The sequence below is a fragment of the Streptomyces sp. NPDC047453 genome, from assembly GCF_040643155.1.
In the GTDB taxonomy this organism is placed as follows: domain Bacteria; phylum Actinomycetota; class Actinomycetes; order Streptomycetales; family Streptomycetaceae; genus Streptomyces.
Window position 1 is genome coordinate 40,885 of sequence record NZ_JBEYTS010000012.1, and the last position, 26,068, is coordinate 66,952.

At 73.8% G+C, this 26,068-nt stretch carries 23 protein-coding genes, 1 tRNA gene, 1 pseudogene and 1 riboswitch; of the genes and pseudogenes, 14 read left to right on the forward strand and 11 right to left on the reverse strand.

The annotated features are described in order from the left end of the window. The first annotated feature begins 107 nt into the window (after positions 1-107). A complete protein-coding gene (locus ABZ818_RS13885) occupies positions 108-1,019 on the forward strand; it encodes a DMT family transporter (RefSeq protein ID WP_361413724.1) in 912 nt (303 codons plus the stop codon). A 14-nt stretch (positions 1,020-1,033) separates the two neighbouring features. On the opposite strand, the gene ABZ818_RS13890 is transcribed toward ABZ818_RS13885, so the two are convergent. Then, entirely contained in the window at positions 1,034-1,879 is an 846-nt protein-coding gene (locus ABZ818_RS13890; RefSeq protein ID WP_361413727.1) for a SigB/SigF/SigG family RNA polymerase sigma factor, read from the reverse strand. A 531-nt stretch (positions 1,880-2,410) separates the two neighbouring features. Between ABZ818_RS13890 and ABZ818_RS13895 the strand changes: the two genes are divergently transcribed. Both ABZ818_RS13895 and ABZ818_RS13900 read left to right on the forward strand, forming a co-directional pair. Further along, entirely contained in the window at positions 2,411-3,910 is a 1,500-nt protein-coding gene (locus ABZ818_RS13895) for an MFS transporter (RefSeq protein WP_361413730.1), read from the forward strand. Positions 3,911-4,008: 98 nt separating this feature from the next. Beyond that, the gene (locus ABZ818_RS13900) at positions 4,009-4,182 is read left to right on the forward strand and encodes a CsbD family protein (protein ID WP_361413733.1); all 174 of its coding nucleotides are present in this window, start codon (positions 4,009-4,011) and stop codon (positions 4,180-4,182) included. A gap of 34 nt (positions 4,183-4,216) precedes the next feature. Here the strand turns inward: ABZ818_RS13900 and ABZ818_RS13905 are convergent. From ABZ818_RS13905 to ABZ818_RS13915, 3 genes and pseudogenes are all read right to left on the reverse strand, one after another. Then, positions 4,217-4,740, reverse strand: a pseudogene (locus ABZ818_RS13905) (MFS transporter); the annotation flags it as partial. 100 nt (positions 4,741-4,840) lie between these two features. Next, the gene (locus ABZ818_RS13910) at positions 4,841-5,377 is read right to left on the reverse strand and encodes a hypothetical protein (RefSeq protein WP_361413736.1); all 537 of its coding nucleotides are present in this window, start codon (positions 5,375-5,377) and stop codon (positions 4,841-4,843) included. Between the two features lie 60 nt (positions 5,378-5,437). Then, on the reverse strand, positions 5,438-5,983 hold the full coding sequence (locus tag ABZ818_RS13915; RefSeq protein ID WP_361413738.1) for a DoxX family protein: 546 nt from the start codon (positions 5,981-5,983) through the stop codon (positions 5,438-5,440). A gap of 227 nt (positions 5,984-6,210) precedes the next feature. On the opposite strand from ABZ818_RS13915, the gene ABZ818_RS13920 reads away from it, so the two are divergent. Continuing rightward, on the forward strand, positions 6,211-6,774 hold the full coding sequence (locus ABZ818_RS13920) for a hemerythrin domain-containing protein (RefSeq protein ID WP_361413740.1): 564 nt from the start codon (positions 6,211-6,213) through the stop codon (positions 6,772-6,774). A gap of 310 nt (positions 6,775-7,084) precedes the next feature. Further along, the gene (locus ABZ818_RS13925) at positions 7,085-8,692 is read left to right on the forward strand and encodes a N,N-dimethylformamidase beta subunit family domain-containing protein (RefSeq protein ID WP_361413743.1); all 1,608 of its coding nucleotides are present in this window, start codon (positions 7,085-7,087) and stop codon (positions 8,690-8,692) included. Between the two features lie 23 nt (positions 8,693-8,715). On the opposite strand, the gene ABZ818_RS13930 is transcribed toward ABZ818_RS13925, so the two are convergent. Beyond that, positions 8,716-9,108, reverse strand: coding sequence for an STAS domain-containing protein (locus ABZ818_RS13930; RefSeq protein ID WP_361413745.1), 393 nt, complete (start codon positions 9,106-9,108; stop codon positions 8,716-8,718). A gap of 194 nt (positions 9,109-9,302) precedes the next feature. On the opposite strand from ABZ818_RS13930, the gene ABZ818_RS13935 reads away from it, so the two are divergent. Further along, complete coding sequence (locus tag ABZ818_RS13935; RefSeq protein WP_361413748.1) at positions 9,303-10,574, forward strand: GAF domain-containing SpoIIE family protein phosphatase; 1,272 nt, start codon at positions 9,303-9,305, stop codon at positions 10,572-10,574. Between the two features lie 57 nt (positions 10,575-10,631). Here the strand turns inward: ABZ818_RS13935 and ABZ818_RS13940 are convergent, their stop codons facing one another. From ABZ818_RS13940 to ABZ818_RS13955, 4 genes are all read right to left on the reverse strand, one after another. Beyond that, positions 10,632-11,126: a hypothetical protein gene (locus tag ABZ818_RS13940; RefSeq protein ID WP_361413751.1), complete on the reverse strand. Its 495-nt coding sequence runs from the start codon at positions 11,124-11,126 to the stop codon at positions 10,632-10,634. Between the two features lie 238 nt (positions 11,127-11,364). Then, positions 11,365-11,577 carry a hypothetical protein gene (locus ABZ818_RS13945; RefSeq protein WP_361413753.1) on the reverse strand — a complete coding sequence of 71 codons (213 nt, stop codon included), beginning with the start codon at positions 11,575-11,577 and terminating at the stop codon, positions 11,365-11,367. 143 nt (positions 11,578-11,720) lie between these two features. Continuing rightward, positions 11,721-12,083, reverse strand: coding sequence for a hypothetical protein (locus ABZ818_RS13950; RefSeq protein ID WP_361413755.1), 363 nt, complete (start codon positions 12,081-12,083; stop codon positions 11,721-11,723). 148 nt (positions 12,084-12,231) lie between these two features. Then, positions 12,232-13,479 (reverse strand): SpoIIE family protein phosphatase, encoded by a 1,248-nt coding sequence (locus ABZ818_RS13955; RefSeq protein WP_361413758.1) that lies wholly within the window; start codon positions 13,477-13,479, stop codon positions 12,232-12,234. 286 nt (positions 13,480-13,765) lie between these two features. Between ABZ818_RS13955 and ABZ818_RS13960 the strand changes: the two genes are divergently transcribed. Next, complete coding sequence (locus tag ABZ818_RS13960; protein ID WP_361413761.1) at positions 13,766-14,578, forward strand: SAM-dependent methyltransferase; 813 nt, start codon at positions 13,766-13,768, stop codon at positions 14,576-14,578. A gap of 77 nt (positions 14,579-14,655) precedes the next feature. Here ABZ818_RS13960 and ABZ818_RS13965 read toward each other — a convergent pair whose 3' ends face one another. Continuing rightward, complete coding sequence (locus ABZ818_RS13965) at positions 14,656-16,533, reverse strand: NlpC/P60 family protein (protein ID WP_361413763.1); 1,878 nt, start codon at positions 16,531-16,533, stop codon at positions 14,656-14,658. A gap of 8 nt (positions 16,534-16,541) precedes the next feature. Further along, positions 16,542-16,716: riboswitch (cyclic di-AMP (ydaO/yuaA leader) on the reverse strand. Positions 16,717-16,942: 226 nt separating this feature from the next. On the opposite strand from ABZ818_RS13965, the gene ABZ818_RS13970 reads away from it, so the two are divergent. From ABZ818_RS13970 to ABZ818_RS14000, 7 genes are all read left to right on the forward strand, one after another. Next, entirely contained in the window at positions 16,943-17,689 is a 747-nt protein-coding gene (locus ABZ818_RS13970; RefSeq protein WP_361413766.1) for a response regulator transcription factor, read from the forward strand. Between the two features lie 2 nt (positions 17,690-17,691). After that, positions 17,692-18,804: a HAMP domain-containing sensor histidine kinase gene (locus ABZ818_RS13975; protein ID WP_361413769.1), complete on the forward strand. Its 1,113-nt coding sequence runs from the start codon at positions 17,692-17,694 to the stop codon at positions 18,802-18,804. A 117-nt stretch (positions 18,805-18,921) separates the two neighbouring features. Then, positions 18,922-19,665, forward strand: coding sequence for an SOS response-associated peptidase (locus tag ABZ818_RS13980; RefSeq protein WP_361413772.1), 744 nt, complete (start codon positions 18,922-18,924; stop codon positions 19,663-19,665). Between the two features lie 268 nt (positions 19,666-19,933). Further along, the gene (locus ABZ818_RS13985) at positions 19,934-21,106 is read left to right on the forward strand and encodes an AI-2E family transporter (protein ID WP_361413775.1); all 1,173 of its coding nucleotides are present in this window, start codon (positions 19,934-19,936) and stop codon (positions 21,104-21,106) included. Between the two features lie 100 nt (positions 21,107-21,206). After that, on the forward strand, positions 21,207-21,620 hold the full coding sequence (locus ABZ818_RS13990) for an SRPBCC family protein (RefSeq protein ID WP_361413778.1): 414 nt from the start codon (positions 21,207-21,209) through the stop codon (positions 21,618-21,620). Between the two features lie 534 nt (positions 21,621-22,154). Then, positions 22,155-23,453, forward strand: coding sequence for an L-seryl-tRNA(Sec) selenium transferase (selA, locus tag ABZ818_RS13995; protein WP_361413780.1), 1,299 nt, complete (start codon positions 22,155-22,157; stop codon positions 23,451-23,453). A gap of 5 nt (positions 23,454-23,458) precedes the next feature. Further along, complete coding sequence (locus tag ABZ818_RS14000) at positions 23,459-25,249, forward strand: SelB C-terminal domain-containing protein (RefSeq protein ID WP_361413783.1); 1,791 nt, start codon at positions 23,459-23,461, stop codon at positions 25,247-25,249. Positions 25,250-25,859: 610 nt separating this feature from the next. On the opposite strand, the gene ABZ818_RS14005 is transcribed toward ABZ818_RS14000, so the two are convergent. After that, positions 25,860-25,952, reverse strand: a tRNA-Sec gene (locus ABZ818_RS14005). Positions 25,953-26,068: the final 116 nt, after the last annotated feature.

Here is a 26,068-nt window from a genome sequence, read left to right on the forward strand (position 1 = left end):
AAGGCAAACCTAAGTTGGTACGCGGGTCCGGTCTATGGACCCATAAAGTCGATTTATGGCTTGCTCGACGGCAGGACGGCACGGCGCCGGTCGGGCATGGTGGACCTGTGATCGAGTTGGCTGCGTGCTTCGCCGTCATGGGAGCCGCCAGCAACGCCATGGGCACGGCCTTCCAGCGCAAAGCGGCCTCCACCGTCGCGCGCGGCGGTGGACTGCGCCTGCTGCTCGCCCTGGCGCGCCGCCCCGCCTGGCTGGCGGGCATCGGCGGGGTGATGGGGGCCGCCCTCTTCCAGGCCCTCGCGCTGGTGAACGGCCCGATGGCGCTGGTGCAGCCCCTGTTCATCCTGGAACTGCCCTTCGCCCTGCTCATCGCCGCTCCCCTGATGCACCGCAGGCTGCCCCTTGCGGGCTGGTGGGGAGTGGCGGGCATGGTCGGCGGGCTCACGCTGGTCCTGGTCTCGGCCGCGCCCTCCGGGGCCCGGGACCAGGCGTCCATGGTGCGGTGGGTCCCGGCCCTGATGGTGTGTCTGGGAGCGATGGCGGCGGCGGTGGTCCTCGCCCGGCCGGGACGCCCCTCCCTGTTCCGCGCCGCCGTGCTGGCCGCGGCCGCCGCCATCGGCAACGCCCTGACCGCCGCCCTGCTGAAGTCGGCTGCCGGCACCATGGACAGCTCCGGCTTCGCGGTCTTCCTCACCACCTGGCAGACATACGGTTTCGCCCTCACCGGGATCGGTGCCCTGTTGCTGCTGGAGAACTCCCTCCAGGCCGGCTCGCTGGCCGCCTCGCAGCCGGCGCTGACGCTCGGCGACGCGACGGTGAGCCTGCTGCTGGGCGTCACGCTCTTCGGTGAGCAGATCCGTGCGGGCTGGTGGCTCCTGCCGGAGCTGGTCGGTGCCGGGCTGATCCTGTGGGGCGTCCTACGCCTCATCCACGTGGTCCCGCACGCCCAGCAGACCCTGGTCGGCGGCGGCCGCGCGACCGGCAGCCCCGCCCCACCCGGGCGCGCGTCCGGGAGCTAGGGGCCGGACGTGGTTCAGCGGGTGGTCAGCAGGCCCTGCCGCAGCCGGCCCAGCAGGCGGTTGAGCAGGCGGGACACATGCATCTGGGAGATGCCCAGGCGCTCCCCGATCTGTGCCTGGGTGAGTTCCTCGACGAACCGCATGTGGATGATCAGCCGGTCCCGTTCCTCGAGTTCCGCGAGCAGCGGAGCCAGGCTGTGGATGTCCTCCACGAGTTCCATGCCGGTGTCCTCGGTGCCGATGAAGTCGGCGAGGACGTTCTCGCCCTCCTCGCTGCCGCTGACGGCGGCGTCGAGGGAGGAGGAGGTGTAGCCGTTGGAGGCCACCATCGCGTCGAGGACCTCCTGCTCGGGCAGGTTCATCAGCTCCGCGAGCTCCGCGGTCGTGGGCTTGCGGCCCAGCCGGCTGCCGAGCTCCTCGGTGGCCTTGGCCAGCTCGACGCGGGCCTCCTGCAACCGGCGCGGGACGTGCACGGCCCAGGAGGTGTCACGGAAGAAACGCTTGATCTCACCGACGATGTACGGCACGGCGAAGGACGTGAACTCCACCTCGCGGGCGAGCTCGAACCGGTCGATCGCCTTGATCAGCCCGATCATGCCGACCTGTGCGATGTCCTCCATCTCCTGCGGTCCCCGGCTGCGGAAGCGGCCGGCCGCGTACCGGACCAGGGACATGTTCATCTCGATCAGCGTGTTGCGGGCGTACTGGTGCTCGGGCGTGCCCTCCTCCAGCCTCGCCAGCCGTTCGAAGAACAGGCGTGACAGGGCCCGTGCGTCGGTGGGCGCGACCTTGGAGGGGTCGGCCACCTCCGGCAGCTCCGTACGAGCCCGAGTCGCCTTCGCCTCCGTGGTCACCGCCATCGTGCGGCCCTCCCTCTCAGCCGGAACATCCTCAGTACGCGTCCACCTTGTTGATCAAGGCGGACGCGTCAGTGCCTACCCCAGTGCGTAAACCTCACACCCACATATTTCCTCCTCCCGCGCCGACGCGCCTGCCGAGCCGCGGTGGGAGAGGCCTTCCGGGGGTGGTGCCGCCCGGGTGCGGCACGGCCGGGCCGGCTCACGGGAAGCGCCGGGCGATCTCCTCCGGACCGTCGGACAGGGGTGTGTCGTCCGGGACGTACAGCCGCAGGCCGGCGACGGGTTTTGAGCCAGCGGATCGCGTCAACGGAGACTGTATGGGCCGGCCGTGGGGAACGGGCGGCGGCCGGGGTACGCGAACGGCAGCCGTTGGAGATGCGGGGCCGCACCCCGCGGTCGGGCCCGCGCCGCGAACGTGCGTGGCGGGGAAGGCGACCGGAGCGCGCGGATTCCGACCGCCGGTGCGTGCTTCGGCGTCAACCGGGAGGAGCCTTCGTTGAACGAGGAGCCTTCGTTGAACGAGGAGCCTTCGTGACCAGGGACGCGCGGGCAGGCGGACGCACCGGCGATACGGCGGGACGCGATCCGAGGCGCTGGAAGGCCCTGTGGGTCACGCTCGCCACCGGATTCATGAGCCTGCTCGACGTGACGATCGTGGCCGTGGCGCTGCCGTCGATGCAGCGGGACCTGAGCGCTTCGCCGGCCGCTGTGCAGTGGGTCGTCTCCGGCTACGCCCTGTCGTTCGCCCTCGTCCTGGTCCCGGCGGGCCGGCTCGGCGACGCCATGGGACGGCGCAGGATCTTCCTGTGGTCCCTGGCCGGCTTCGTGGTCTGCAGCGCCGGAGCGGGCGCCGCGCCCACGATCGCCTGGCTCGTCGTGGCCCGGATCGCGCAGGGCGCCTGCGCGGGCTGCCTCGCCCCGCAGAACTCGGCGCTGATCCAGCAGATGTTCCGCGGGGCCGAGCGAGGCCGCGCCTTCGGCCTCTTCGGCGCCACGGTCGGCATCTCCAGCGCGGTGGGACCCGTCACCGGAGGCCTGATCCTGGCACTGGCGCACGGCACCCAGGGATGGCGCTGGATCTTCTACGTCAACGTGCCGATCGGCGCGGTCGCGCTGCTGCTGGGCCTCCGGCTGCTGCCCCGCGTGGCGCGCGGCCGCCGGGAGAGCCTGGACCTGCCGGGCGTGGTCCTGCTGGGCGCCGGGGTGCTGGGGCTGATGCTGCCCCTGGTGTTCGCCGACAGCGGGGGACTGCGCCGGCTGTGGTGGCTGTTCCCGGTGGGGCTGGCACTCCTGGCGGCCTTCGCCCGCTGGGAGCGTTGGGTCGCGGTGCGCGACGGCCGGCCGCTGCTGGACCCACGGCTGCTGACCTGCACGCGCGGCTACGCGGCGGGCACGTCGCTGGGCGCGCTGTACTTCGTGGGGTTCAGCGGGGTGTGGCTGGTGTTCGCCCTGTTCTTCCAGGACGGCCTCGGCTACGAACCGCTGGACTCCGGTCTCGCGGTGACCCCGTTCGCCATCGGTTCGGCGGCCGCGGCGGTGGTCTCGGGCCGGCTGGTGGAGCGGTTCGGGCGGCTGCTGACCCTCTGGGGGCTGGTCACCGTCGTCATCGGGCTGGGGGCCACCGCGCTGATCCTGCGGTCGGCTCCGCCGGGCGCGGAGGCGTGGTGGGCCGCGCCCGCCCTGTTCGTGGGCGGAGTGGGCAGCGGCTGCGTCATCTCCCCGAACGTGACCATGACGCTGAGTGACGTGCCGGTGCGGATGGCCGGGGCCGCGGGCGGCGCCCTGCAGACCGGGCAGCGGCTCGGGGGCGCGGTGGGCACGGCGGCCCTGCCGGGCCTCTTCTACATGGTGCTCGCGGCGAACGGCAAGGACTACCACGATGCCGTCGCCCTCGCCGTGGGCTGCGCCCTCGTGGCCCTGCTGGGGGCCCTGGCGCTCGCCGTCCTCGACCTCCGCCGCGACCGGCACCCCCGCGGCCGGCGCGATGCGCGCGGAGTCCGCGCCGAGCACACCCGTGCGGGCCACGGCTGACACAAGCCGGTCACTCGTCGTGATCGGGAGGTTTGCCCGCCGCCCCGCCGAGCACCCGGAAGGTGACACCGACAGCGATGTGCTTGGAGTGAGCGACAGTGGCTGGTGACCAGAAGGGCAAGGCCAAGAAGGAACAGATGAAGGGCAAGGCCAAGGAGACGGTCGGCCGCGCGGTGGGCAACGAGAAGATGACCGCCGAGGGGCAGGCCGAGAAGGCCAAGGGCAACGCCCGCCAGGCCAAGGAGAAGACGAAGGACGTCTTCAAGGGTTGACCCCCGGCCGACGAGGGCGACGACCCGAGCGCCCTCAGCGGGACCCCTGCTCGCCGAGCGAGGGTCCCGCCGACGTCTTCCCGGGCAGTGGGGCCGGGCGCAGGGACCCTTCGTCGGGCAGCCGGTGACGGCCGCGGAGTGCCGAGGCCACCGCGGAGACGAGGGCCATTGCGGCGGCGACGCCGAAGACGATGGTCAGACCGTGGTGGAAGGGCCCGGAGACCAGCTGCGGGAAGAACGTGTGCCCGGTCAGGGCCTGCTGCTGCGCCGCGGACAGCCGATCGAGCGTTCCGCTCGGTCCGAGCAGGTGCTGTACGGGGTTGTCGCCGAGGAACGTGGCGAACAGCGTGCTCACCGGCGGCAGCGAGGCTGCGGCCGCCGGGACGCCGTGCGCCCGCAGCCCGTCGCCCAACGCCGACGGCAGGGAGGATGCGAGCCCCGAGATCATCAGCGAGAAGAACACGCCGATGGACACGCGGTGCCGGAGTTCTGGAAGGTGGAGCGCATGCCCGAGGCCACGCCCCGGGACTCCGGCGGCACGCTGCCCATGATCGACGATGCAAGCGTCGGTAATCGTTGGGCCATTCACGCACATGGGCCGCGGTCAGCGGCACGTGGCCGCGGGTCCCTTGCCCCCGAGTGGCATCGCGGGTGCGGATCAGCGGTCCCGGAAGACCTCCGCGGCCTGGAGCCTGCGCAGTTCCTCGACGACGCGCCGCTGCCGCCGGGCCCGTTCGAGCAGGTCGTCGAGTTGCTGCCGGTCCAGGCGCGTGTCGCGGTCGGCGAGCCCGCGCAGGACCTCCCAGACGCAGGCCTTGCCCTGCACGCCCATCTGCAGCAGCTCCAGCTCCAGCAGGGAGGTCAGCGGAGAACGCCGGATCAGGCCGCCGTTGCTCTTCAGCCGCGCGGCCCGTTCGCCGAGGCGGCCGGCGTACACCTTGTAGCGCCGTACGGGGATCCGGAGCCGGCGCATGATCTCCAGCAGGCTCCTGCGGTCCTCGGCGATCTCGGCCGCGATCGGGCCCATCGCGTCGCCGATCTCCGAGCCCCGGTACGCCACGGCGAGGTGGCGGGAGCGGTCCGTACCCGCGGTGGCGCCCGCCAGGTGGTCGTTGAGATAGATCCCGAGCAGGTCGTGACCGGACTGCCCGGTGAACACCGGAAGGCGGCCCCCGGCGCGGGCGTTCTCTTTCATCGCGTGTCCTCCTCGTCGCGGGAGCCTCGGACCTCGCCGTTCAGCCGCGGCCCTCGCCGTTCATGCGCCGTTCCGGGCGGGCAGCTTGGCGCGCAGGCCGCCGACCGCGGCGGCCGGGCGTGCGGTGGCCCGTACCGAGCGGCGCACCAGCCGCGCTTCGCGCCGCAGTTCGTGGGCCGTGTGACGGCCGCGCCACAGCAGGGACGGCGCGCCGCCGGTGTCGTCGGCCGCGATCAGCAGACCGCCCAGCATGGACAGGTTCTTCAGGAAGTGGATGCGCTGCTGGACGCGCCCGACGTCGTCCTCCGCCTCCCAGAAGCGGTGTCCGGCCAGGGTGGTGGGCACCAGCGTCGCGGCCAGGGCCACGGCCGACAGCCGCGGAAACCGCCCCATGCCGAGCAGCACGCCCGCCACGACCTGGACGCCGCCGCTGAGCCGCACGACCTGCTCGGTGCGGTCCGGCAGCACCGCCACCCGCTCGGTGATCGGCCGTACGACGGGTTCGGCGGCCGTCGCCACCGCCTCGGGACTGCACAGGGAGTTCATGCCTCCGGCGACGAACATGGAGGCGAGCAGAGGACGACCGGCCACGCGCAGCAGACTCATGATCCTCTCCCAGGAGTGAGGGGGTGAGGGGAGTGAGGGGGTGAGGGAGTGAGGGGGTGAGGGGTGTGACAGGTGTGTGCGGCGTCAGCCCGGGTTCCCGGGCCACGCGAGGACAATCGGGCCGGGCGTGACCCGCGTCCGCTCGGCGGTGTGCCGGCGCCCGACGCGGGAACCCGGCGGCAGTCCAGCGGTACGACCCGCAATGCCCAGCAGCAAGGAGCCCCGCCATGGGACACGGCGGAGACGTCATCCGTGAACTGACCACCGACCACCGCGAAGTGGAGGAGATCTTCGCGCAGATGGAGGCCCTCCCGGCGGGGAACGCGCGGCGCAAGGACCTCGCCGACCAGGCCACCATCGAACTGGTCCGCCACTCCGTGGCCGAGGAGATGTACCTGTACCCGGCGGTGCGTCACCACGTCCGGGACGGCGACGCGATCGCGGACCGGGAGATCGAGGACCACGCGGAGGCCGAGCGGACCATGAAGGACCTGGAGGGCCTCGGCGCGGACGACCCGCGGTTCGACGAGCTCGTCGGCCGTCTGATGCGGGAGATCCGCGAGCACGTCACCGACGAGGAACAGAACCTCTTCCCCCTGCTGCGGGAGGCCACCGGGCCCGAGGACCTGGAGCAGCTCGGCGAGAAGGTGCGCTCGGCGAAGAAGACCGCACCGACCCGGCCGCACCCCGCCGCTCCGGACAGGCCGCCCGTGAACAAGCTCCTCGCGCCCGGCGCGGGACTGGTCGACCGGATCCGGGACTCCGTGACCGGACGCGGCAAGACCGACTGAGGGCAGGCGCCGGTCCGGCAGCGCGCAGCCGACCGGCAACGCGCGACCACCTCGCTCGCGGGGCCGTCAGGACCGTCACCGGCCGACGGCCCCGCGGTCATGCCCGTATGCGCGCCTGTGCCACGGGCGCACCCGGGGGCCGTAACCACGGCCCGTACCCGAGGTCCGTACCCGGCGGTCCAGGTCCGCCGCGTCCGCGGTCGTCGCGCCCGGTGTGCGCGGGCCGTGCGGACCCCCGCCGCAGCCGCTACCTTCGACGAAGGCGCGTCGGAATCCGCGGGGAGGGCCCGTTCACCCCCAGGGAGGCGATGTGAGCCCGCACCACGCACAGGAGCACACGGGGGACACGGGACACGCGGGGGCGGAGCGCACGGGAAAGGGCTCCGGGCACGGCGGCCCGGCCCGCAGGCAGTTCCTCGGCCTGTGCGCCGGGGCCGGACTGGGCGCGGCGGCCGTCGCCTGCGACCACACGTCCGCGAAGAGGCCGTCCCCCGCGGCGGACAGCCGCCGCCCGGAGGCGGACCGGGACCGCCCGGGGACCCGGGACTGGCGGATCGGCTCCCTCGGCCCGCCGGACGCGGTGGCCGGCTACACCGACCGGACCAGCGTCACCCCGGGCCAGGAGTGCGGCCTGCACGTGTCGACCACGGCGTCCTCCTTCCGCGTCTCCGCCTTCCGCGTCGGCTGGTACGGCGGCAGCCACGCCCGGCTCGTGTGGCGCTCCGGTCCGGTGCGCGGACGCGCACAGCCGGCCGCCCGGACGCTGTCGGCCACCCGCACCGTCCGCGCCGACTGGCCGCGCACCCTGGCCTTCGGCACCGAGGGCTGGCCCGAAGGTGCCTACCTGCTGCGCCTCGACGCGGACCACGGCCATCAGCGGTACGTCCCGCTCATCGTGCGCTCCACGCAGGGCGCCGGCCGCACCGTACTCCTGCACGCCCCGGCGACCTGGCAGGCGTACAACCGCTGGGGCGGCTCCAGCCTGTACTCCGGCGCCTCCGGCGCGTACGCGACCCGCTCCCTGGCCGTCACCTTCGACCGGCCCTACGACGCGAACGGCGCCGAGAAGTTCCTGGTGTACGAATGGGCGGCCGTGGTCCTCGCCGAACGCCTGGGCATACCCCTCGCGTACACCACCGGAACCGATCTGCACCACGACCCCGGCGTGCTGCGCGGCGCCACCGCGATCGTCTGCCTGGGCCACGACGAATACTGGACGCCCGAGCAGCGCAGGCATGTCGCCGAGGCCCGCGACGCGGGCACCAACGTGGCCTTCCTGGGCGCCAACACCTGCTTCCGCCGGGTCCGCCTGGAAGGGGGCGGGGCGGAGGCAGGACGCACCGTGGTCTGCTACAAGTCCTCCTACCGGGACGACCCCTGCTATCCGTCCCGCCCGGCCCTGGTCACCACCGACTTCCGGCAGGTCCCGGGTGCCGACCCCGAGTCGTCCCTCACCGGGGTCCTGTACGAGGGCTATCCGGTGGACGCCCCTTACGTCGTGCACGCGGCGGACCACTGGCTGTACGGGGGAACGGGAGCCCGCTCCGGCGAGAGCTTCGACCATCTGGTCGGAGTGGAGTACGACCGGGTCACCCCCGGCTCGCCCGTGCCCGAACCGCTGGAGATCACCGCGCACTCGCCGCTGGTGTGCGCCGGCTCCCGCAGCCACAGCGACTCGGCGTACTACACGGTGCCCGGCGGAGCGGGCGTCTTCGCGACCGGCACCATGCGCTGGGTGGAGGCGCTGATGGCCGGCACCCCCGAAGGGGGCCGCGACCACGGCATGGATGCCCGCACCCGGGCCTTCGTCACCCGTACCACGGAGAACCTGCTGCGCGCCTTCGCCGAGGGCCCCGCCGCCCGGCACCGGCCGACACCCCGTCCCAACACGCGGCAGGTGTACGGGACGCCGGGGTGATCCGGCTTTTCCGGCCGTACGGGTCAGTGGGCCGCCAGGGCCGCCTCCAGGGTGGGGTAGCAGGGTATGAGCGTGTCCAAGCCGACGAGTTGGAGCACGCGCAGGACCGCCTCCTGCGGTGCGGCCAGGCGCAGCCGGGTGCCGCCCGCCTGTGCGGCCTGGTAGGCGGCGATGAGGGCGTTGATGCCGCTGGAGTCCATGAAGGTCACGTCACGGAGGTCGACCACCGTGCCGGGCGCGGTCTCGGGGCAGGACAGCAGGGCGTCACGAAGCTGTGCGCTGCAGTCGAGGTCGACCTCTCCGGCCAGGGCCACGACACAGCTCCCGTCCTCGGCCGTGGTACGCGTGATCAGCAGCCGCTCGGGCACCGCCGGTCCCTCGGTCTCTGCCACACTGCCCTCACTTCTCGTGAACATCCGGCCATGGTCAGGGGGGTGTTGGCCATGATGTTAGGGCTTTGTGAAGCCCGTGGTGAGTGGACGTTCGGGGAGTCCGGCGGGCATCGACCCTCCCAGGCCCGGTGCACCACCCCTCACCTCGGTAAAGAATCCGCTCCGGCAGTCCCGGCACCGCGGGTCGCTACCCGCCGATGCCTGCCCTCGATGCTGGGATGAATCCGGCAGAACGGGAGAAAGGGGTCGCGGTGGAAGGCGAGTTGGTGTCGGGCCCCGGGAGTGCCGCGACGGACCGCTTCGCACTGGCCCGGCGGGCGGTCGCCGCGATCGGCACGACCCTCGACGACCGCAGGACGGCGGCCGAACTCGCCGCCTTCCTGGTCGACGAGCTGTGCGACTCCGCGACCGTCGATCTCTACGGCCCGCAGGAGGGCCACCGTGAACCGGGCGAGTCCCTGCGCTCCGCCGCCGTGGCCGGGCGGCGCGACCTCCTCGACAGCCTGGAGAAGGCCCCGCGCGATCAGGTCTCCGTCCGCGCCCTGGACGCGGGCCACCCGATCACGGCCTCGTCCACTCACGGCAGCGCGGCCCTGGTGACCCTCTCGGTGCCGCTGCTGGCCTGGGACCGGGTCTACGGGGTCGTGCTCGTCCTGCGGGCCGGCCGGCCCTTCGACGACCACGAGACGGCGGCCGTCCACTACGCGGCACGGCTGGCCGCCGCGCACATGCGGCACGCGGAGGAGCAGCGCGAGGCAGGCCCGAGGGTGTGGGACCTGCGGAAGGTGCTGCCGGCCGACCCGGAGCGTACGCACCCCGACGTGGACCTGGCGGCCCGTCACGTGCCCTGCGGCACGGGCGGGCGCGTGGGCGGCGACTGGTACGAGACGCTGCACCTGCATTCCGGCCGCGTCCTGCTGGTCGTCGGTGACGTGATGGGCCACGGTCTGGACGCTGCGGTCGACATGAACGCCTATCGCTCGACCTTGCGGTGCGTCGCCTCCACCGATCTCGCGCCGCACGGCATCCTGCGCAGGCTGGACGCCATGATGTCCGCGGAGAGCGGCCGCCGCCCGGCGACCTGTCTGCTGGCCCTGCTGGACCCGGCGGACGGCACGGCCCTGTTCGCGAGCGCGGGGCACCTGCCGCCGGTCCTCTTCCACCACGACGGCACGGCCGGGCCGGTCCCGCTGCGGGTGGGCCCCCCGATCGGCACCGGACCCGGCACCGGGCTCGCCGCCCACGAGGCGACGCGGCTGCCCCTCGCACCGGACGACACCCTGGTCATGTTCACCTACGGGCTGATCGAGCGGCGCGGCGAGGACATCGACACCTCGCTCGCCCGGCTCTCGGGCCTGCGGACGGGGCCCGGTACGGACGCCGGCGAACTCCTGGACGGCATCCTCGGCGAATTCCTGTGCGCCCCGGGCTCCGGCCAGACGGACGACGATGTCGCGGTTCTCGCGGCCCGCTTACGCCCTCGCCCGTGAGAAGCCCGGCCGTGGCCATGGTGCAGCTGAAGAGGACCCCCGCCGGCCGGGAACAGCTCAGCCGGCATCCGGCGGCTCTGCTTCTGTCGGTGCGTCACGGCTCACGGCCAACGACCAACGCACCGCTGGGGGCGCCTCGACGGCCACGATCCCGCTGCGCTCCACCCCGGAGACGGCGAACTCGTTGGAGATGGTGCTGACCTGGTCAGCACCACACTCCAGGGGGAAGAAGACGTGCACGGGCTTCACCGTCACAGTGATCTTCCCCTGGCCCTGACAGCTCACCGCGATGGTGAGAGCGTCACCTTTCTTGCCCTGGCTGTAGGGAACGGCGGCGTTCCCCGTCGTCACCTTCTGGCGGCCGGCGAGTGATGCGCCCGGGTCCAGCTCCGGCGGCTTCCGCAGGGAGGACTGCGTGGTGTCGGCCACGGTGCCGGCCGCTGCCGGGCCCGGCGTCGTGGAGGCCTGGGGCCGCGTGGGCTGCCCGGCGTCCGAATGATCCGTGGTGCACGCGGAGACGGACAGGAGCACCGCGGCACACGCGATGCTCACCACCGCACGGGTTCGGCAAGACATATCAGCTCTCCGAGACAGCCCAGCCGTCGTAATGCGGCGTGTGGATGATGACGTTGCTTCGCTGTCCGGCCGGCAGCTGTCGAGATCATGTCAGCACTGAAGGCCCACCACCAGCCTTCCGTCTCCTTTCTGAGCAAGACCTGAGCTGGGCCGATCAACCTGCCGCCGCCGTGAGCGCGGTCCCTCGGCGGTCGCGCTCGCGGCGGCCGGCCGGTCAGGACAGTGCCAGCATGAGTGCGGCCGCCACGGTGAGGGCCGCCAGAGGCAGCATGACCAGGCGTGCGCGTTCCCACCAGGCCGGCCAGCCGACGCCGCTCCAGTGCCAGGGGCGATCGACGCGGAGCCCGGCGTCCGGAACGGAGAGGGCCCGGCCGGAGCCGAGCAGCGAGCGGCACCAGGGGCATTCGCCGTCCTCCCACGCTTCCATGCCGCGCTCAACGACACCCCCGGGGCCGGGCAACGCCCACGCCCACCATCGTGATGCCGCCGTCACCGAGCCGTGAGCAAGCGGTGCCCCGGGCAGTCCGGGCCGGGCCCCGGGGAACGGCCCGGCCCCTCCCTCGTCCGGACTCACAGGCCCGGGAGCCCGCGCGGCACCGGCACCGCGGGGACCGCGGGCACGACCCGCGCCGCCTCTTCTGGCGGCGGCTCCTCGGAACCGACGCCCCAAGGCCGCAGCAACGGCGTGACAGGCTCCCGCCCCGCGGACGCCCCGGCCGTTGGCGGCGCGCCGGCGTCCGCGAAGGACGCCCACTGCACTCCGGACGGTTCGGGCGCGTGCCGCCCGGTGGCCCGCGGTGGTGCCAGGTCCACGGCGCGGGGTGGCGAGTGGACCGGTGACTGGTTCGACGGCCCGCCGGTCGGTTCCGCGTAGGGCTGTTCCGCGGGGAGGTGGCCGGGCGAGCGCGGCACGACCCCAGAAGTGCTCTCCATGCCGGAGCAAACGGTGCTTGCGCCGCTTGCGTACGCCTCCTGCCGCAACCCCTCACCACATCAGGTGAGGACACCGCTCGAACGGCCGCTTCCGCTCATGCGACAAGCAGTCCAGGGCGGCGGCCCGAGAGGCCTCCCCGGCCCCCCGTCAGTTCTTCCCGGGGGTCAGCTCGGCCAGCAGCAGTGTCCGGTCGTCCGTGACGTCGTCGGCGCCGTCGTGACCGGAGTCGGCCAGCAGCCGCCGGCACAGCGACGGCAGGGCGTCCGGGTGCGCGGCGTCCGGTACGTCGTCGGTCCCGGCGTCCAGGGCGTCGGCGAGACGCGAGATGCCCTGGTCGATGTCATGGATGCGGGACTCGACCAGGCCGTCGCTGTAGAGCAGCAGCAGGGTCGGCTCGGACAGGTGGAGCACGGTCGGCTCGTAGGGGCTCGTGGCCAGCCCCAGAGGGAGACCGGCGGAGGCGAGGGCGACCGGCGCCGCCGGCCGGCCGGGACCGCGGATCAGGGGCGGTGGATGGCCGGCGCCGACGAACGTGCAGGTGTGCAGTTCCGCGTCCCACTCCGCGTAGATGCAGGTGGCGAAGGAGGCGCCGGGCGTCGTGCCGGCGACGGCGTCCAGCCGGTCCATGAGCTCGGCCGGGCTGATGTCGAGCGCCGCGAGGGTACGGACGGCGGTGCGCAACTGGATCATGGCCACGGCGGACTCCGGCCCGTGGCCCATGGCATCGCCCACGATCATGGCCAGTCGCCGGTCCCCTCGGGGCAGCACGTCGTACCAGTCGCCGCCGATGACGTTGTCCTGCCCGGCGGGCCGGTAGCCGTGCGCGACCCGGCAGCTCTGGAAGGCCTGCCCGGTCTCCGGGAGCAGGCTGCGGCGGATGGCCAGCGCCGTGCGGCGTTCGCGTTCGTAGCGGCGGGCGTTGTCGAGGGCGACGCAGGCCCGGGTGCCGAGCGACTCCACCGCCACCGTCTCGCCGCGGGTGAAGGGGTCCTTGCCCGCACCGCGTGTGCAGGCGATGAAGCCGACCGCCGCGCCGCGCAGCCGCAGCGGGACGATGAGGAACGAGGCGCTGCGCAGCAGGGCGTCCACCCCGGCGTCGTCCGGGTCGGTGCTGCGCAGCCTCTCGAAGGTATGCCGGTCGACGCCGTCGAGCAACTGGGTCTGTCCGGTCGCCACCGCACGCGCGTACGGCGTGTGGCGGGGGAAGACCAGCACCTCCCCGACCGGCAGCAGGTGCTCCCAGTCCTCCGAGGTGTCCGACCCTATGCGCAGGGCGAGCCGCCGCGCCTCGATCTGCGGCGGGTCGGCCGCCGTGCGCGAGTGTTCCTCCAGCAGCCAGCGCTGGAGCAGGTATACCGAGGCCGCGTCGCAGAAACCCGGGGCGAGCGCGTGCACGACATGACGGCCGGTCAGGTGCAGGTCGAGCTCGGAGCCGATGGCGTCGGCCGCGGGGGAGAAGTACGAACGGCGGCGGAGCGGCCCTGTGGGGGGTGGATCTGCGGGCCGGCTGCGTTCTGTGTTCCGCAGGATCGTGTGCCTTCCGGGTGGGGCCGGTGGGCCGGAGGTCCGGTGGCGCGGGGACGGACAGGCCGGTCGGACCGGTCGGGCGGTATCGCGTCGTATGCCACTGGCAACTTATATGATGCATCGTCAAGGTCATTTAATAGTAGGAGAGTTGGTCATGCGGGACGGAGACGGACTGCCGCGGGGCGTGGATCCGGGCAAGGCCAGCGTGGCCCGGATGTACGACGCCATGCTGGGCGGCGAGCACAACTTCGCCATAGACCGGGAGGCGGTGGCCGCCTTCACGGCGATCGATCCCCAGGTGCGCACCCTGGCCCGCGCCAACCGCGCCTTCCTGGGCCGCGCCGTGCGATTCCTCGTGGACGCCGGGGTGCGCCAGTTCATCGACCTCGGCTCCGGGATCCCCACCCAGGGCAATGTGCACGAGGTCGCCCAGGCCGCCAGCCCCGGCGCCAAGGTGGTGTACGTGGACAACGACCCGGTCGCGGTCGCCCACAGCGAGGCCCTGCTCGCCGACAACCCGGACGCGGCGATCGTGGCCGCCGACATCCGTGATCCCGCGGGGGTACTCTCCGCGCCGCAGGTGCGCAAGCTCATCGACTTCGAGGAGCCCGTCGCCGTCCTGATGATCACGATCCTGCACTTCGTCACACCGCAGGAGGACCCGGGCGGCATCGTGGCCGCCTTCCGGGACGCGCTGCCCGCGGACAGCTGGCTGGCCCTGACCCACGCCACGGACGAGGACCGCCCGGACACGGCCGCGGCCGTCGGGCAGCTGTACCGCGACCGGGCGACCTCGCCGGTCACGGCACGCTCCCACGACGAGATCAAGTCCCTCTTCGACGGCTTCGACCTGGCGGAGCCGGGGCTGGTCTACGTCCCGCTGTGGCGCCCGGACCGGGACGAGGAGATCCCGGAGGACCCGTCCCAGTTCTGGGTGTACGCCGGGGTGGGCCGCAAGGACGCGTGAACGGCGGGTGGGGAGGCTCCGGCTTCCCGGACCTCCCCACCCGTGACGGCCGTGGCAGCCGTGACGACCGTGGCGGCTCAGGCCGGCCGTATCGCGCTGTGGATGGCCCGCGGACCCGCGAAGAAGATCGACTCCTCGCGTATCGACGCGCCCGGACTCGGGGCGTGGACCATGGTGCCGTTGCCCGCGTACAGGCCCACGTGGCTGACCTCGCCGTAGAAGAAGATCAGGTCCCCCGGCTCCAGTTCGGCGAGCTGGACCGCCGCGCCGGAGCCGACTTGTTCGTGGGTGGTACGGGGCAGGGCCACGCCGGCGGCCCGCCAGGCGGCCTGGGTGAGACTCGAGCAGTCGTAGGAGCCCGGACCGGTGGCTCCCCACACGCACGGCTTGCCGATCTGGGCGCGGGCGAAGGCCAGCGCCTTGGCGGCCTTCCGCTCGTAGGCCGAGACCGGGCTGTCGCCGACGCCGATGCCGGAGCCGGTGGCGGGGTCGGGGCTGGTGGCGGCTCCCACCTCCACCGCCGCTCCAGGGCCGCTGGCCTGGCTGGCGTCGAAGAGCGAGTTGCCGTCCAGCGGCGGGGTCGTGTCGAACAGTCCCGTGGCGTGCTGCTGCCACTGGGCCGCCTCCGGCTGAGGCGCGGGCCGGGGCTCCTCGGCCGGGCGCGCCCCTACGGCGGCGGGCGGTGGCGCGCTCTGCTGCGCGGCGTGCCGGGACAGCATCTCGCCGGCCCGGGCGAGCTTGTTCCGCATCTGCTCCTCGGCGGGCCGCTGCACCGCGGCCTGCCGGTGGCGGGCGACCGGGACACCCGCCCCGCCGACCGCCTCCCGCCCCGCCTCGGCCATGCCCGCAAACCCCGCGACGGGGCCCGCGGGCGGAGTCGCAGCGCTCGGGCTTCCGGTGCTGAGCACCTCCATGGCCCCGGTGGCCGACGCCTCCAAGGCTTCGGCGGATAGCGCCTCCATGGTGCCGGAGGGGGGTGCCTGCATGACGTCGGCGGGGAGGACTCCCATGGTGCCGGTGGGCGAGGTGGGTAGCACTCCCATGTTGCCGGTGGGGGGCGGCTGCATGATGCCGACGGGGAGGGCTCCCATGGTGCCGGTGGACGGCGCTTCCATGGTTCCCGTCGGGAGGACCCCTGTGGTCCCGTTCGGCAGCGAGTCCATGGTGCCGGTGGGCGGGGGCTGCATGGTCCTGCTGGGCAGTGCTCCCATGGTGCCGGTGGGCGGTGCCTGCATGGTGTCGGCGGGGAGGACTCCCATGGTGCCGGTGGGCGGCGGCTGCATGGTCCTGCTGGGCAGTACTTCCATGCTGCCGGTTGGTGGCGCCTGCATGACGTCGGCGGGGAGGACTCCCATGGTGTCCGTGGGCGGCTGCATCGTCCTGTTGGGGAGTACTTCCATGGTGCCGGTGGGCACCGGTCCCGCCGTCCCGGTGGCCGGCGGTTCCATGGAGCGGGCGGTCAGTTCCGCCACGGAGGAGACGGCCGCGGCCGCGGTGGGTGCGGCGGGCAACTCCGGTGGGGGCGTGGTGTCCCGTACCGCCGCCGGCAGTTCGGGTACCGGGCCCGCGGGGCCGGCGGTCAGCTCCGGCCGAGGCGCCCTGCCCGCCTCGAGGCCCAGTCCCTCGCGGACATCCGTCGGACGCCTACTCGACGCGGTGTCAGAGGAGTTGGCCGGATTGGGCATACGGTCCGGCGGCAGGACCGCGGGCATGGTCGGACCCAACTGGGCGCGCCCCACGTCGAACCACTTCCTGGCCACCCGGTCGAGCGCCGGATCCGATCCCCCGGAACCGCTCCAGGCAGCCGAACCGCGCCGCGTACGTGCGCTCTTGCTCATCGCGCGGGTGGCGTTGAAATTCCCCGTGGCGTTCTCCGCCTGGTCGTAGAGGCTGCTGATCCGCTGCTGGACCTCGGCGCGGCTGGGCCTGTCGTCGCTCGGTCGTTCCCGCGTCAAGAAAGGCGCACTCCTCCCATGGGCCGCCTACCGGTTCTGCTCTCGGCATCGGGCGGACGTTCTGTGGAAGGCGTGCCCTACGGCCCTTGTCCGGAGGGACAGTTGAGCCGCTTCATCCCGAGGTTGGTCGGTTCCCCGGCTCCGGCCGCTGTGGGGGCGTACCGGACTCGGCGGAGGTCGCACGATCCGACGCGACTCGCCGGAGGCAATCGTGCGGCCTGGTCGTCAACTTAGCGAACATGTGTGCCTGGTGTGAAGATTGAAGCGTGGAATGTCCGATACGTATTCGTGACCTTCCCCTGAGGTGCCTCACGCTCGTCCGGCCCGCGTTCCTTACGGAATGCGGACGTCCGAGGGCGGGGAGGGCTCGAGGGCGGCGTGGGTGTGGGGATGGTGTCAGGCTGGGGGCATGCAGGAGTCGTACGAGCCCACGGGTGCCGGGTCCGGCGAGCGGCGGCCGGCCGGGGCGGCGCGGGTGCTGGTCGTCGAGGACGATGCCACGGTCGCCGAGATCGTCTCCGGCTACCTGGGCCGCGAGGGCCATGTCGTCGACCGCGCCGGGGACGGGCCGACCGCGCTCGCCCGGGCGGCCGCCCACTGGCCGGACCTGGTCGTGCTCGACCTGATGCTGCCGGGCATGGACGGCCTCGAGGTGTGCCGCCGGATGCGCGGGCGCGGCCCGGTGCCGGTCATCATGCTCACCGCCCGCGGCGACGAGGACGACCGCATCCTGGGTCTGGAGGTCGGCGCCGACGACTACGTCACCAAGCCGTTCAGCCCCCGCGAGCTCGTCCTGCGGGTGGAGTCGGTGCTGCGCCGCACCCGGCCCGCCACCGCGCCGCGGCCGCTCGCCGCGGCCGGACTCGCCGTGGACCCGCCCGGCCGCCGCGCCACCAAGGACGGCGCCGAACTCGCGCTCACCCTCCGCGAGTTCGACCTGCTCTCCTTCTTCCTGCGCCACCCCGGCCGGGTGTTCAGCCGCGAGGACCTGATGCGCGAGGTGTGGGGGTGGGACTTCGGCGACCTCTCCACGGTCACCGTCCATGTCCGGCGGCTGCGCGGCAAGGTCGAGGACGACCCGGCCCGGCCCCGCCTCATCCAGACCGTGTGGGGCGTCGGCTACCGGTTCGACCCCACCGGACACGAGGGGAGCTGACGGTGCGCGACACCCTGTACATCGCCCTGTACGCCTTCCTCGGCGCCGCCGTGGCGGGTCTGGTCGGCGCGGGCGCGCTGCGGCTCATCCGGCGGCGCTCGCTGACGGCCTCGCTCGCCGTGGTCGCCGCCGTGGCGGTGGGTGCGATGCTGACCGGCACCCTGGCCGTGGCCCAGGCGATGTTCCTGTCCGCGCACGACCTGTCCGTCGTCACCACCGTCGTGGCGATGGCGGCGGTGGTGTCCCTGGCCACCGCGCTGCTCCTGGGCCGCTGGGTCGTCGCCCGCAGCCGCGAGCTCGCCCGCGCGGCCCGCTCCCTCGGCGACGGCGGCGGCTTCGCCGCGCCCCACGGTCCGGCGACCGCCGAACTTGAGTCGCTGAGCCGCGAGTTGGCGACCACCAGCGCCCGGCTCGCCGAGTCCAGGGAGCGCGAGCGCGCCCTGGAGACCTCCCGCCGGGAACTCGTCGCCTGGATCTCCCACGACCTGCGCACCCCGCTCGCCGGACTGCGCGCCATGTCCGAGGCGCTGGAGGACGGGGTGGCCGCCGATCCGGACCGCTACCTCCGGCAGATCCGCACCGAGGTGGAGCGCCTCAACGACATGGTGGGCGACCTGTTCGAGCTGTCCCGCATCCACGCCGGCTCCCTGGCCCTCACCCGCTCCCGGATCTCCGTGTACGACCTGGTCGGCGACGCCCTCGCCGGGGCGGATCCGCTGGCGAAGGAACTCGGCGTCCACCTCGTGGCCGACCACGTCGATCCGGTGCCGGTCGAGGTGGACGGCAAGGAGATGAGCCGCGTGCTGGGCAACCTGCTGGTGAACGCGATCCGCCGCACCCCCGCCGACGGCACGGTCGCGGTCGCCGCCGCACGGTCCCCGGGCGGGGTCGTCCTGTCGGTCACGGACGGCTGCGGCGGCATCCCCGAGGAGGACCTCCCGCGCGTCTTCGACACCGGCTGGCGCGGCACCAACGCCCGCACACCCCCGGGGGGAGCCGGCCTGGGCCTGGCCATCGTCCGCGGCATCGTCGAGGCCCACCAGGGCCGGGCCGCCGTACGCAACATCCCGGGCGGCTGCCGCTTCGAGGTGACCCTGCCGGCACGGGAGGCGTGAGCCCCACCAGCCCCCATCAGCCCCATTAGCCCCCGTCAGGAGGGAGCCCCGCCCGCCGCCTCCCCGCCCCGTGAGGCGCTCCCGACCGCGGCCGTACCGCCGTGGCACCCTGGCCCCATGTGCGGTCGCTACGTCTCCACCCGCGGTCCGGAGGACCTGGTCCGGCACTTCCGGGTCACCGAGTGGCGCCCGGCGGAGGCGCTGGCGCCGAGCTGGAACGTCGCCCCGACCGATGAGGTGTGGGCAGTTCTCGAACGCGCCCCGCGCGAGGACCGCACCGCGGCCGCCGTGCGCAGGGAGCTGCGGCCGCTGCGCTGGGGACTGGTCCCGTCCTGGGCGAAGGACGTGAAGGCCGGCGCCCGGATGATCAACGCCCGGGTGGAGACCGTGCACGAGAAGCCGGCCTTCCGCCGCGCCTTCGTCCGGCACCGCTGCCTGCTGCCCGCCGACGGCTTCTACGAATGGCAGCAGATCAAGTCCGCCGACACCGGCAGGACCCGCAAGCAGCCGTACTACATCAGCCCCGAGGACGGCGCGCTGATGGCGCTGGCCGGCCTGTACGCGTACTGGCGCGACCCGCACGTGGCGCGCGACGACGACCCCGCCGCCTGGCTGACCACGTGCACCATCATCACCACCGAGGCCACCGACGAGGCCGGCCGCGTCCACCCCCGGATGCCGCTGGCCCTCACCCCGGAGCATTACGACGCCTGGCTCGACCCCCGCCATCAGGACCCCGGCGAGCTGCGGGTGCTGCTGAGCCCCCCGGCGGACGGCAGGCTCGGCGCGCGGCCCGTCTCCCCGGCCGTCAACAACGTCCGCAACAACGGCCCCGAACTACTGGCGGAGACGCCGCCGTGACGGGCCGGACCGCCCCGGCCCACCCGCACCGCGCCGTGCGCCGGTCGGGCACCCGTTCCCTCTGATGCCCCCGATGACCGCCCACCCGGGCGAACTGCACCCATGGCCCCGCCCGACCAGCCCTTACGGTGCTCAAGAGGGCCCAAGAGGGCTCGAGACGCCTCAAGGGTGCTCACCAGCGCTCGGCAGGCGGTGTCGAAGGCGGCGCAGTCCGGCGGTCCGGGTGTGACGGCCCGGACGGGACGGCCGGTCCGGAAGGGGAGGCGCGGTGGCTGGTGCGGGCGCTCCGGCGGGCGGGCCGCGCCGCGGGCGCCGGGCAGCGGGCCGGGTGCCCGGCAGCCGCCCGGCGCCCCCCGTACGCCTCCCGCCGCGCGCCCGCACCGCTCCCTTGGTCCCGAAGGCCGAGAGCACCGTGCCGTGGCTGCGGGTCGCCGCCGCCTACGCCTGGCGCCTCATCCTCCTCGGCATCGTCCTCTACGGCGTCTTCACCGTTCTCGGCCGCTTCCAGCTCATCGCCGTGGCCCTGTTCCTGGGCCTGGTCATCACCTCGATCCTGCGTCCCCTGACCGACCTGCTGAACCGCTTTCTGCCCCGAGCACTGTGCGTGGCCGTCGCCCTGGTCGGCAGCCTGCTGCTCCTGCTCGCCCTGCTGGCGTTCGTGGGCAACGCGGTGGCGGGGGAGTCGGCGAAGCTCGCGGGCGAGTTCGGGGGCGGCATCCACAGGATCGAGCAGTGGCTCCAGCGCCCGCCGTTCCGGCTCAGCCAGGGCAAACTGGCCGACCTGCAGAAGCAGGTCCTGGCCTACCTGTCCGCCCACCGCGCCGGGCTTCTCAGCAGCGCGCTCAGCGGCTTCGGCAGACTCGTCGAACTGGTCACCGGGGGCGCCCTCGCGGTCTTCTCCTCCGTCTTCTTCATCCACTCCGGCGAGAACCTCTGGCGGTGGGCGCGCGACCAGCTGCTGCCCAGTGAGGCCCGGCCGGCGTGGGACCGGGCCGGGCAGGCCGCCTGGCGGACGTTCGCCGGATACACGCGCGGCATCATCATCGTGGCGGCCACCAACGCCGTACTCGTCGGTGTCGTCCTGCTGGTGCTGCGCGTACCGCTCGCGCTGCCGCTGACGCTGCTGGAGTTCTTCGCCTCGTTCGTGCCGCTGATCGGCTCACCGGTCGCGCTCGGCGTGGCCACGGTGGTCGCCCTCGCGGGGCGCGGCCCGCTCACCGCGGTGGCCGTGCTCGTCCTCATCGTCGTCATCGGCCAGCTCGAAGGACATGTGCTGCACCCCGTGGTGATGAGCTGGGCGGTGCGCCTGCACCCGCTCGTCGTCGCCGTCTCCGTCATCGCGGGCGGCATCGTCGCGGGCGTGATCGGCGCCGTGGTCGCCGTCCCGTTCGTCTCCGTCTCCTGGGCGGTGCTGCGCGCACTACGGCGCGCCCCGCCCTGACGTCCCGCCTGTGGGCGGTTTCCGGCGCCGGCGCTTTTCGGCCGTGGCAGAAGGGGCACGCGTTCGTCGTACGCCCCCCGAGCGGAGGAACGGTGCCGTCATGGCCGAGTACGAACGTTCACGCACGATGCCTGCTCAGCCCGAGCAGGTCTTCGACCAGGCCGCCGACGTCGGCCGGTTCGAGGCCTGGCTGCCCGGCGAACTGCACGTGCACGTGGAGGAGCCCCCCGCCGTCACGGTGCACGAGGACCACGAGGACCGGGACACCGCCGCCCAGTTGCGCGCCGAACGCGACCAGATGCGGATCGAGTGGGGCACCCGCGAGCAGGGCGGCTACGCGGGCTGGCTCCAGGTCGCGGGCATCGGCAGCGGCGCCAGCGAGGTGACCGTCCACCTGTCGTTCTTCGACGACCGCCACGATCCGGGCGAGCGCGCCGCCTGCGACGCCCTCGACAGCAGCCTGCGCCGCCTGGAGGAGCAGGTACGGCTCCGCACCGAGCACACCGGCGGCTGACCGCCCGACCGGGCCGCGCCCCACGGCTGTCTTCCCGGCTGTCTTCCCGCGGGATTGACGTACCGTCGCCCACCGCCCACCGCCCACCGCCCACCGCCCACCGCCCACCGCCCACCGCCCACCGTCGGCGGCTCGCCCCGCGCGCGGGGATCACGCCCTGTAGCGGCTTCCAGTGGCAGCCGCTGGACGCCGGTTCGCGAGTCGGCATCCCGAGAGGCCGCGTGGACGGACGGCGGTGACGCGAAGACAGGCCGGGGCGCGTCGTCCGGTCCCGGCCGGGTACCCCACCGGCTGCCGGGGGTGCGGCCGCGCAGCGGGTGCGCGGAAGCCCGACCTGTCGTACGGCGTGTCGTGCGGACGGCCGCGGGCACTGGGAGACCATGGGCGGGCGTTGACACCCCCGCGAGGTCGGTCTGTGGACGGAGAGGCCAGGTGGAGCAGCAGGTCACGGGGCGGCGAGCGGGCCAGGAGCCCGATGCGGACGCCCGTAGTTCCGGCCCGACCCGTCACGGTCCGGCCGGTCATGACCGTGCGGTGAGCGATGCCCGCCGGCGGATCCCCCGCACCGACGTCGTCCTGCGCGACGCGCGCTTGGTGGACGCGGCGGCGCGGCTCGGACCGGGCCCGGTGAAGGACGCGGTCCGGCAGGCCCAGGAGCGGGCACGCCAGGGCGACATCGCTCCCGAGCAGGTGGCGGACACCGCCGTGGCGCTGCTGCCGCGGGCGGTCGGCGGGCTGCGTCCGGTGATCAACGCGACCGGGGTCCTGCTGCACACCAACCTCGGCCGCGCCTCCCTGTCCGCGGCGGCCCGGCAGGCGGTGCAGGACGCCGCCGGGCCCACGGACGTCGAACTCGATCTGGGCACCGGCGTCCGCGCCCGCCGGGGCCGTACGGCCCTGGACGCGCTGCGCGGCCGGGTGCCGTCCGCCGCCGCGGCCCACGTCGTCAACAACGGCGCCGCCGCGCTCGTCCTCACCGCCACCGCGCTCGCCGCGGGCAGGGAAATCGTCATCAGCCGCGGCGAGATGGTGGAGATCGGGGACGGCTTCCGGCTGCCGGACCTGCTGGTCTCCACCGGGGCCCGGCTCCGCGAGGTCGGCACCACGAACCGTACGACCGTCCAGGACTACGCCGACGCGATCGGCCCCGACACGGCGTTCGTCCTGAAGGTCCACCCCTCCAACTTCCGCATCACGGGGTTCACTCGGGCTGCCGGAGTCCGCGATCTGTCGGCGCTGGGCGTGCCGGTGGTGGCCGACATCGGCTCCGGACTGCTCGCCCCCCACCCGTTGCTGCCCGACGAGCCCGACGCCGAGACCCAGTTGGCGTCCGGCGCGGCCCTGGTCACGGCGAGCGGCGACAAACTGCTCGGCGGCCCCCAGTGCGGGCTGCTCCTCGGCGACGCGGAACTCCTGCGCACCCTCACCCGGCACCCCCTGGCCCGCGCCCTGCGGGTGGACAAGCTCACCCTGGCCGCGCTGGAGGCGACCCTGACGGGCCCCCGGACCCCGACGGCCGCATTCCTGACCGCCGACGCCGCAGGGCTCATGCGGCGGGCCGAACACCTCGCCACCGAACTGGCCGCCGCCGGGGTCGAGGACGTCCGGGCCGTCGCCGGGACCGCCACCGTCGGCGGCGGCGGGGCACCGGGCGTGACGCTGCCGAGCGCCGCGCTGTCCCTGCCGGAGCCGTACGCCGCCGTCCTGCGCACCGGGGAGGTACCTGTGGTGGGGCGCCTGGAGGCCGGGCGGTGCCTGCTGGACCTGCGCGCGGTGCCGCCGCGGGACGACGTACGCCTCGCCGAGGCGGTGCGGTCGGCGGCGGAGAGGTAGGGGCCATGCGAGTGCTGGCCACCGCGGGGCACGTCGACCACGGCAAGTCCGCCCTGGTACGGGCCCTGACCGGGATGGAACCCGACCGCTACGAGGAGGAGCGGCGCCGCGGACTCACCCTCGACCTCGGCTTCGTGTGGACGCCGCCGGACGCCGAGGGCGAACGCCTCGCCTTCGTCGACGTACCCGGCCACGAGCGGTTCGTGGCCACCATGCTGGCCGGAGTCGGCCCGGTGCCCGCCGTGCTGTTCGTGGTCGCCGCCGACCAGGGCTGGCAGCCTCAGTCCGAGGAACACCTCGCGATCCTCGACGCGCTCGGTGTACGGCACGCGGTGCTCGCCGTGACCCGCAGCGACCTGGCCGACCCCGAGCCGGTGCGCGCCGAGGCCGTCAAGCGGCTGGCCCGGACCTCGCTCGGGACCGTGCCGTCCGTCGCGGTGAGCGCGGTGACCGGCGCCGGACTGGACGAACTGCGCGCCGAACTGGCCCGGATGGCCCGCGCGCTGCCCGTGCCTTCCGCCGACGCGGACGTACGGCTGTGGCTGGACCGCGCCTTCACCGTGCGCGGCCACGGCACCGTCGTGACCGGCACGCTCGGCGCGGGCACCCTGCGCGTCGGCGACCGGCTGGTGAGCGGGGCCGGCGCGCACGCGCTGAGGGTGCGCGGGCTCCAGTGCCTGCAACAGGACCGGAGTGACGTCAGCGGGGTGGCGCGGGTCGCGGTCAACGTGCACGGCCCCCTCGCCGGGCGACTGCGGCGGGGGAAGGTGCTGCTGGCGCCGGACCGCTGGCTGTTCACCGACCGGATCGACGTCCGCGTCACCGGCGAGCCGGTCGGCGAGCTGCCCCGGAGCGTCGCCTTGCACATCGGCACGGCGGCCGTCGCGGTGACCGTCCGCCCCCTCGGCGAGGACACCGCCCGGCTGACCCTGCGCCCCGCACTGCCCCTGCGCGTCGGGGACCGGGCCGTCCTGCGCGAACCCGGCGGCGGGCGGCGACCCTGCGGTGTGACCGTGCTCGACGTGTGCCCGCCGGACCTGACCCGGCGGGGCGCCGGACGGGCCAGGGCCGCCGTACTGGATGCGATGACGGACCGCCCCGACGCAGCGGCGGAGCTGCGGCGACGCGGACTCGTCCGCCGCTCCCGGCTGCTGGCCATGGGCATCCCTCCGCCCACGGGGCCGGTCACCGGGGACTGGCTGGCGGACGGGGCCCACTGGGCCCGGCTGCGCGAGCGGCTGGCAGCCGAGGTCGCGGAGCACGCACGCCTGCACCCCATGGAGCCGGGGCTGCCGACCGAGGCGGCCCGGCACCTGCTGGACCTGCCCGACCGGTCGCTCGTGGACGCCCTCGCCGCGGCACCGGGCGAGCCCCGCCTGCTGCGACGCGAAGGCCGCCTGTACCGGCCCGACAGCGCCGGTCCCACCCTGCCGCCCCCGGTCCGGGCGGCCGTCGACTCGGTGCGGCGCGACCTGGAGACGGCACCGTTCCGTGCCCCTGAGGCCGATCGCCTCACCGCACTGGGACTCGACCGCAAGGCCGTGGCCGCGGCGGTCTCCGCCGGCGCGCTGCTGAGGGTCGGCGACGGGATCGTGCTGCTGCCGGGAGCCGACGCCGAGGCCGCCGCGGTGCTCCGCCGCCTGCCGCAGCCCTTCACGCTCAGCGAGGCCCGCAAGGCCCTCGACACCACCCGCAGAGTCGCCGTGCCCCTCCTGGAGTTCCTCGACGCCCAAGGACACACGGAACGAGTGGACAACCAGCACAGACGCTGCCGTCCGGGTATGGAGAACAAATAGATGTCTTTCGGTGTCGCTGGATGACGCTTGGACTCGTCCACTTGCACTCGGTTGGCCCCCGCCAAGCGGGCGGCCGGCCTGATGCCGTGATTGGTTCATGCGGTGCTCCGTTCGGGTGCATGGCGGTTACGCGCGGCGCGTCAGGGCGTTAGGCCGGTATGAGCAGGAGTCGCAGATTGCGGGAGCTGTCAGGGCCGGCAGCGTTCGATCAGCTGCGAGCGCAGTTGGCTCGGGCTGCTGCTGGGGTGGTGAAGGGGGAGAGGCCGCCGCGGCGGAAGTCGTTCGAGGAGGGGCCGCGTCCGGCATCAGCGGAGCCGGACGACGGCGAGGAGGAGCCGGGCAGCGGCAACTCACGTTAGGCGGGCGGGGCGGGCTCGTCGGGCGCCGACTCGGGGTGGCCCGTCTCGCCGGTCGGTTCGCCGCAGCCCTCGCAGTGGACGGGGTCCATGCCGGGCTGCGGCTCCCACGAGTGCGCGTCGTGCGGCTGGCGGAGGTGGGCGCGTCCTTGCGTTCCCGCTTCCGGTGCTCGCCAGCAGCGAAGGGTGGGGGAGTGCAAGCAGACGCGTTAGGCCCGCGATTGGCCGGGCATTTTGTTCGTGCAGGTAGAAGACGGAGGCGGACGGGAATCGAACCCGCCTGCCCGAGATCCTCGGACACCTCGGTTTTGAAGACCGGGAGGGCCACCAGGCACCCACACGCCTCCACCGGCCGCCACGCTACCGGAAGGCCGGCGGGGACGGCGCGGGCGCGGCGCGTGTCCGGGACCGCCGTACGGCGGTGACCGGCGCGCCGGCCCGAGCACCGGGACCAGGAGCCCCC